General features: G+C 30.9%; 7 protein-coding genes. 2 read left to right on the forward strand and 5 right to left on the reverse strand.

Annotated elements, in window-relative coordinates:
- Window positions 1–271: 271 nt before the first annotated feature.
- Together Q4Q35_RS08620 and Q4Q35_RS08625 are read right to left on the reverse strand one after the other, a co-directional pair.
- The gene (locus tag Q4Q35_RS08620; RefSeq protein ID WP_303277564.1) at window positions 272–838 is read right to left on the reverse strand and encodes an anthranilate synthase component II; all 567 of its coding nucleotides are present in this window, start codon (window positions 836–838) and stop codon (window positions 272–274) included.
- 188 nt (window positions 839–1,026) lie between these two features.
- A complete protein-coding gene (locus Q4Q35_RS08625; protein WP_303277565.1) occupies window positions 1,027–2,430 on the reverse strand; it encodes an anthranilate synthase component I family protein in 1,404 nt (467 codons plus the stop codon).
- A 341-nt stretch (window positions 2,431–2,771) separates the two neighbouring features.
- On the opposite strand from Q4Q35_RS08625, the gene Q4Q35_RS08630 reads away from it, so the two are divergent.
- Together Q4Q35_RS08630 and Q4Q35_RS08635 are read left to right on the forward strand one after the other, a co-directional pair.
- Complete coding sequence (locus Q4Q35_RS08630; protein WP_303277566.1) at window positions 2,772–3,317, forward strand: TlpA disulfide reductase family protein; 546 nt, start codon at window positions 2,772–2,774, stop codon at window positions 3,315–3,317.
- A gap of 7 nt (window positions 3,318–3,324) precedes the next feature.
- Window positions 3,325–3,942: a thioredoxin family protein gene (locus Q4Q35_RS08635; protein WP_303277567.1), complete on the forward strand. Its 618-nt coding sequence runs from the start codon at window positions 3,325–3,327 to the stop codon at window positions 3,940–3,942.
- 354 nt (window positions 3,943–4,296) lie between these two features.
- Here the strand turns inward: Q4Q35_RS08635 and Q4Q35_RS08640 are convergent, their stop codons facing one another.
- From Q4Q35_RS08640 to Q4Q35_RS08650, 3 genes are all read right to left on the reverse strand, one after another.
- Complete coding sequence (locus Q4Q35_RS08640) at window positions 4,297–6,009, reverse strand: trypsin-like peptidase domain-containing protein (protein ID WP_303277568.1); 1,713 nt, start codon at window positions 6,007–6,009, stop codon at window positions 4,297–4,299.
- A 99-nt stretch (window positions 6,010–6,108) separates the two neighbouring features.
- Window positions 6,109–7,488: a TlpA family protein disulfide reductase gene (locus Q4Q35_RS08645; RefSeq protein WP_303277569.1), complete on the reverse strand. Its 1,380-nt coding sequence runs from the start codon at window positions 7,486–7,488 to the stop codon at window positions 6,109–6,111.
- Window positions 7,489–7,624: 136 nt separating this feature from the next.
- Window positions 7,625–7,926: TlpA family protein disulfide reductase (locus Q4Q35_RS08650; RefSeq protein ID WP_303277570.1), on the reverse strand; the 302-nt coding region annotated here is incomplete at its 5' end.

Consider the following 7,926-nt stretch of genomic DNA (forward strand, 5'->3'; position numbering starts at 1 on the left):
CTCAGCATAAACTAAAGTCGAAACGCTTTAAAGGTAATAACTAACAAGTCCTTCGACTGCGCTCAGGAGGACAATGGAACTATCATTTCGACTACGTCATTGCTTACGCTAGTTAAATTTTAACACGAGTCTCGAACTGACAACAAAACCCTTCAACAATGCTCAGGATAAACCAAGTCAAAAATTCAAGTTCAATTTAAATTTCATTGTTTCATTTTTAATTATAGTTTTTTCAATTGAGTAAGCACTGCCTACTGCTACTGTTTTACTGTTAACTATTAAGCCAGTTTTCCAATATTTTTTTTCCGTTAGGTGTTAATACCGATTCTGGGTGGTATTGCACGCCTTTTACATCATAGACTTTATGACGTAGCGACATTACCTGTCCGTTTTCGTCAAACGATGTTGCTTCTAGGCTATCTGGTAAATCGGGATTAACCACCCAAGAGTGATAGCGTCCAACTTCTATGTTTTTATCTAAGCCCTTAAATATAGGTTCGTCATCAACACTAATGGTTACATTTGTTGAAACCCCATGATATACTTCATCTAAGTTAATTAAAGACCCACCAAACACTTCACCAATGGCTTGTTGCCCCAAACAAACACCTAAAATACTTTTAATGGGTGCGTATTTTTCGATAATTGGTTTTAATAAACCTGCTTCATCTGGAATACCTGGCCCTGGGGATAATACAATTTTATCGTAAGGCTCTACATCTTCTAAAACCAATTTATCATTTCTTACAACGGTTACATCGCAATTTAAATCTTCTAGATAGTGAACTAAATTGTATGTAAAACTGTCGTAGTTGTCTATTACTAATACTTTTGTCATTTTTATTTTTTTTTGCCACGAATACACGAATGTTTTCTAGACTTTATTTTTAATCTTCATTTTTCTGTTACTGCCAACTGCTACTGAACACTGCTGACTAATTTGCGTTAGGGATTGAAGCGGCATCCTTTTGCTTTTTCTGCAAAAGATATAGCGGAAAGCCCGACCCTTGTGGTAACGTCATAATTTTAAATCTCCTCTGCCAATTCAATAGCTTTCGTTAAAGCCCCTAATTTATTATATACTTCTTGCAGTTCATTTTCTGAATTAGATTTTGAAACCAATCCTGCTCCTGCCTGCCAATGTAATTTGTGATTTTTACTTAAAAAGGTTCTTATCATAATGGCGTGATTAAAATTACCTTTAAAATCCATAAAACCGATAGCGCCGCCGTAAAACGAACGGCTTGTTTTTTCGTATTGTTCAATAAGTTGCATGGCTCTATGCTTTGGTGCACCACTTAAAGTGCCTGCGGGGAACGTGTCGGCAACCACTTGCATGGTTGAGGTGTCTTCATGTTTTTGCCCCGTAACTTTACTTACTAAATGAATAACATGCGAGAAAAATTGAACTTCTCTATAAGTGTCTACGGTAACATGGCTTCCGTGTCTGCTTAAATCGTTTCTTGCCAAATCGACCAGCATGACATGTTCTGCATTTTCTTTGTCATCTTTTACCAATTGTTTTGCTAATTCGGCATCTTTAGAATCGTTACCTGTACGCTTAAAGGTTCCTGCTATGGGGTGAATTTCGGCTTTCCCATCACTTACAATGAGTTGTGCTTCTGGCGAACTTCCAAAAATTTTAAAGCTTCCATAATCAAAATAAAACAGATAAGGAGAAGGGTTTATGCTTCGTAAAGCACGGTAAACATTAAACTCGTCGCCTTTAAATTCTTGAGCAAAGCTTTTTGATAAGACCAATTGAAATACATCGCCTCGTGCACAGTGTTTTTTAGCTAACTCTACATGGTTTTTATATTCATTATCGGTTAAATTTGAGGTAATTTCTCCTTTAGAAGAGAATTTGTAAGAGGCAAAGTTTTTAACTTTAATGAGATGATCTATTTCATCAATATTGCTGTCTGTATTATAACAATGCGCAAAAATATAAGCTTCATTTTTATGATGATTTATAGCAATAATATTCTGGTATACCGAATAATAGGCGTCTGGAATATGTATTGAGTCTTCTTTTTTTGAAATATCAATATCTTCAAAATACTTTACAGCATCATAAGCGATATAACCAAAAATACCATTGTTTATAAACTTAAATTCGGTATCCGAATTAGCATCAAATCGTTTTGTGAATTGATGTATTTCTTCAGAAACATCAATAGTCTCTGTTATTGGTTTTTCTAACGTGCTTCCATCGGGGAAAGTTTGACTAATAACTTCATTTTCAACCTTAATGGAAGCTATAGGGTTAAAGCAGATATAAGAAAAACTATTATCGTTGGCACGGTAATCACTACTTTCAAGTAAAATACTATTAGGGTATTTGTCTCTAATTTTTAAATAGATACTTACTGGTGTAATGGTGTCTGCCAGAATTTTTTTGTAATACGTGTATAAATTATATTTTGTCATAAACAGTTTTATGTTATTTCCATCTTTCGTTTTCGCACAAGGTAAACTACAACAGAAATCTTAATTAATCTTTATTATTAAAATAAGCATTAAAAAAGGCTTGTCGTGAATGACAAGCCTTTTTTGATATTTTAAGTTTTAAATATACTAGGGTTTCTTCACGAACGTAAGTTTTTGAAGCTCCACCACCAAGTATTATTTAAAATTGTGTTCATTTTACTCTTTTTGTTGGTTCAAATATATAAATGAAAATAGTAATACACAATAGTTTAAAACATTTTTTATATAAAACTTTGTTAAACTATAATATATATAATGAAGTATTAATTAATTTTAAAGCTATGAAACTAAAACTGCTTATTGTTGCAATATTGATAATAACAAGTTGCAAGCAAGAGAAAAAAACTGTTGCAGAAAGCACAGATATTGATAAGAACAAAGTTGACAATAGCATTGATGTTAAAAACATTGCATTAGAAATTTATGATTATGAAGGCATTGAGAAATTCTTAAACAAGAAAGACGATAAAATATATGTTATTAATTTTTGGGCGACTTGGTGTGCTCCTTGTGTAAAAGAACTACCTTATTTTGAAAAATTAAATTCAGAGTACAGAGATAAAAATGTCGAAGTTATTTTAATAAGTTTAGATTTTCCTCATTTATATGAGTCTAAACTAAAACCGTTTATTAAAAAAAGAGGCTTAAAATCTAAAGTTATAGCATTAAATGACGATGATATGAATACTTGGATACCAAAAGTGAATAAAGATTGGTCTGGAGCGATTCCAGCTACCATTATATATAAAAATGATAGCAGTAAATTTTTCGAGCAATCATTTACTTATGATGAATTAGAAACTGAATTAAAACAATTTTTAAATTAAAAAGATTATGAAAAAAACGATTAAATTAATGTCTGCCTTAGTACTTATTTTGTGCATAAGTGCTTTTACAATGAATAACTCTGATTTTGGTGGCTATAAAGTAGGAGACGTAGCCGAAGATTTTTCATTAAAGAACATAGATGGAAAAATGGTTTCCTTATCAGATTATAAAGATGCTAAAGGATTCATTGTTACATTTACTTGTAATACCTGCCCATTTGCTGTAGCTTATGAAGATAGGCTTGTAGAACTGGATAAAAAGTATACGGAAAAAGGATATCCGGTAATTGCCATAATGCCTAATAATACGGATGTGAAACCGGGCGATAATATGGAAGCTATGAAAAAACGAGCTAAAGAAAAAGGTTTTACATTTCCTTATTTAATGGACGAAGGACAAAAAGTGTATCCTAAGTTTGGTGCTACAAAAACACCACACATATATATACTAGAAAAAACAAAAAAAGGAAACGTCGTGAAATATATTGGAGCTATTGATGATAGCCCAAGAAACCCGTCGGGAGTAAAAGTGAAATATGTAGAGAATGCTGTTGATGCGTTACTCTCTGGTAAAGAGGTCGAACTAAAGGAAACCAAAGCTATTGGTTGTTCTATAAAAGTATAAAATAATTCGTCGTTAAAACACCCCGACGAACCTAGAAATAGATTATAATAAAAACACTGTTAATTTTACGATTAACAGTGTTTTTTGTTTTTACACATTTTTTTGCTGCTTTGTGAGTTATGAACCATTAAAGTTCATAATATTATTTAGTACATATAGTACATGACAAAAATTATCAAATACTTTTTATATGTCTGGTCGAGCGCAGTCGAGACCTTATTTTTATTGATAATTTTAATTTAAAAACCTCTCGACTGCGCTCGAGGAGACAAACACCTTATAATATTGGCCTTCACACCTAAAATAGGCTTATTCTTATATCATAGAAGTTAGGTTAATTTAGAATCTTTCTTCTTACTTTCCAGTTAAATATAGTGAGTCTATTTTCTCAACAGTTTCTAAAACAATATTTATAGGAATAGCAAAAGAAGTCGTTCTATTTTCTTTAGCTATATTTATACCAATAACATTGCCATTAATATCTACTACTGGTGTTCCGCTTTCATAAACTTCTATAGGCATATCGTGCGTAAATGCTTGAGTAAAATCACTTTTACGATCACTTATATCAATATCGTAGGCAATATGTCTCTTTCTTATTCTTTTAGGGTCTTCTTTTAACAATGTAACGTGTACTATTTCTTCTTTTCCTTCTCTTAAAACGGTAACTTTTAATTTTTGATTAACCCTAGTTGTTTCTAAAAAAGAAATACGATCGTCACTACTTTCAATTTTTGTATCATCAAATTTAATAATAACATCCCCTCTTTTTAACCCTCCTAACATTGCTGCACCACCATCGAAAATAACAAAAACTTTATTTGAAAAAGTAAGAGCAGCTCCTAAAAATCCATGTGAAGGTGCTTCTGCAGAAATTTTTCTAACAGGAGCACTAATAACTCCAGAATATTTGATGTCTTCCTTAAAACTAGCAGCTCCTATTAGTTTTCCAACACTTGTATCTGTTTTTTTAGGAATATTGATGGCCGTTATTTTTTTTGATGCTATTTGAAGAACAATTAAATCATTAGACTTATCAATTCCTATTATTTTTGCAGAAGTAGTTGTTCCATTATACAACTCACAAGTTATTTTATCTTTATTTACTTGAGATGCTTTAGCTACAATATATCCTTTAGAATTAATAATAGTTCCATACGTTTTTATTTCCTTATCGTTTATAGTACTTTTAATTTTTACAACAGATTTATGAATGTTCTTTGCCGATTTGGCAATGTTATTAATTAAATATTCTTTACCTCCCTCTAGTGAAAAAGGTTTTCCTATGATTGATGGAGGAGTAACATCATTATTTTCAGGAAATTGAGGTTCTTGTGGGTTTTTTAAATTAAAAGTTTCTCCGTTAGTTAATTTAGTCCAATTTTCTTTTACTGGATCAATAGGGGTATAAAAATTATCTTCCATAGAAGGTGCAATATGGCTACAAAGACCTATTACTTTACCATTTAAATCTACCAAAGGCCCTCCAGAATCTCCAGGCATCATAATACAACTTGTTTTTAGGTATCCCAACTCTTTCGTTCCCTTATAAAAACCAATTCTCATTAAAGCAGGTCTATCTGATTGATACCCGTTAGAATGCCCAAACATTAAGCAGGCTTCATCGTTTCCTAAATTAGATGATGAGCCTAACTCTAAATAGTCCCAAGTGCCTTTCTCAATTATTTTTAAAAGAGCATAATCTCCTTTAATATCTTTCCCTAGGGGTGTTGCACTGTATGTTGAACCATCACTCATAGTAATACTAATTTCTTTTTTTTCAGCAATTAACACTACATGACCAGCTGTTAAAATATATCCATCTTTAGAAATTAAAACACCTGTAGCATTATTATTTATAGTAACCGTACTTTTTAATACTTTTTTATATATCTTTTGAATTCTCTTTTCTAACTCAAAAGTTTTAGAATTAGAATCATCAAAAGAAGTGCTTGTAAAAACAGATTGATTCTCTTCTTGAGTATTAAGATTTATTTGATTAAAAAAAAGAAAAATTAAAAGGATAGAAGTCTTGACGATTATTAAAGTACTTGTTTTGTTTTTCATTTTATTGATTGTTCTATTTTGTTTAATAATAAAGGCGTTTTGTAATTCAATAAACACTATTTTAAAAGCGTAAAACTTCTCAATAGTACTTGCATTAATTTAAATATGTAACTCGTTAAATAAATCTATTAATTTAGGGTCTGATGGTTTTGGTGCATTTTGTGTAACGATTACACCGTTTGGATCAATCAATATAAAACGTGGGATTGATTTAATAATATAATCTAATATAAATTGTGAATCGAAGGCATTATCTGCAATCACCTGAATACCGCCAAGATTTTTATCTACCACCATTTTTTTCCACTTATCATAATCTTTAGAATTATCGACAGAAATACTCAAGAAGCTTATATTTTTACCATGATATGCTTTTTCTATACGCTTTAAGTCTGGTATTTCTTTAATACAAGGTACACACCAAGTTGCCCAAACATCTATATAAATATATGTCCCTTTAAGATCATCTAGCGATAGGGTTCCTCCCGAATGCTTTTTATAATCAATAAATTTAGGGGATGGTTGCCCTTTATTTACTTTTTTTAATTCGTTGTAAATTTTAGTGATTTTAGCATTGTTTTCTTCATTTGTTGAAGCATTTATAAAAAGTTCATAGAATTTCTCAAAATCTATGGTTTGATATAAATCATATTCTGCTTTTTTAAAAATAAGTTCGTTTTTAATCGTTTGGTTTGGAATGGTAGCATATACTGTAATCGCTTGAAGACCATATTCAATAGTATCAGCTCTACTTAAAGCATATATTTGTTTATTATAATAACGGTTTACCATCTCTTTATAAGCACTAGAAAATTGGAAATCAACTCCATTATCCAAATCCACGCCTTTTAATTCTGCTAAAAAACCTTCGGAAGGTTTATACCCTCTTTTTTTAGCCCATTGTCTATGATAACCACCAGCATAACGCTCTAATTCATTTAAATATTCGTAATTAAGATTGCGTTTTTCTAGAGCTTTAAAAGCAGGTGGAATCCCTTTTGCGGTATCTAACTTAGCATTTAAGGTTTGGTTTATTTCTTTAAATTTACTTTTAAAGTTACCTTCTTCTAACGTATAAACATCCATACCCTTTCCTTTTCGTTCTGAAATCATTTTATTCTTATAAAGAATATAATTAGTAGTCTCTGCACCCTTGCCAGAAACATCAAAACTTTTATTGAAATTTTTAGCGTTTACTGTAATATTAATGGCACTCCCAGTATCTAAATACACATTAGTTCTGTTTTTGCCTACAGTAAACAAGTAAAGTCCTGGGGGCGTTTTAATCGTATCGGTAAAAGTTCCATTTGATTCTATAACAATTTTTTTACTAAAGGATTGATCTGATTTTACTAAGGTCACTTCTTTGGCATCGAGATTTTCAATTTTAGCAGAAAATAAAGCATAGTCTACAGGAGTTTCTTTTTTACAAGCCATTAGACTTAAAACTAATGCTAAACTTAATATTGTTTTTTTCATTTGATGGAGTAATAAAATATGTGTTAATTGTATTTACTTATGTATAAACTGGTGACTTAGATTTCCTTTATTTCTCCAAACAAAGACTTTTCAAAATAAAATTTCTATTATTATCGACATATCTCAATAGTATAAATTACTCTACCGCAAGTAATTCTTTAATTTTTGCTTTAAGTTTATCACCTTTAAGTCCTCTAGCGGCAATTACCCCATTTTTATCTATTAAGATAGTTTCTGGTATTGTATTTACTGAAAATACTTTTGCAGATGGACAATTCCATTCCTTTAATGATGAAGCCTGATCCCAAACAACATACTCATTTTTCTTTAAAAAATTACGCCATTTAGTTTCCTTTCTATCATAAGATATTCCTAAAACTTCTAAACCTTTAGGATGAAATTCATTGTATATTTCTCCTATATGTGGCATTTCCTTAA

The organism is Flavivirga aquimarina (assembly GCF_030540835.1).
Taxonomy (GTDB): Bacteria; Bacteroidota; Bacteroidia; order Flavobacteriales; family Flavobacteriaceae; genus Flavivirga; species Flavivirga aquimarina.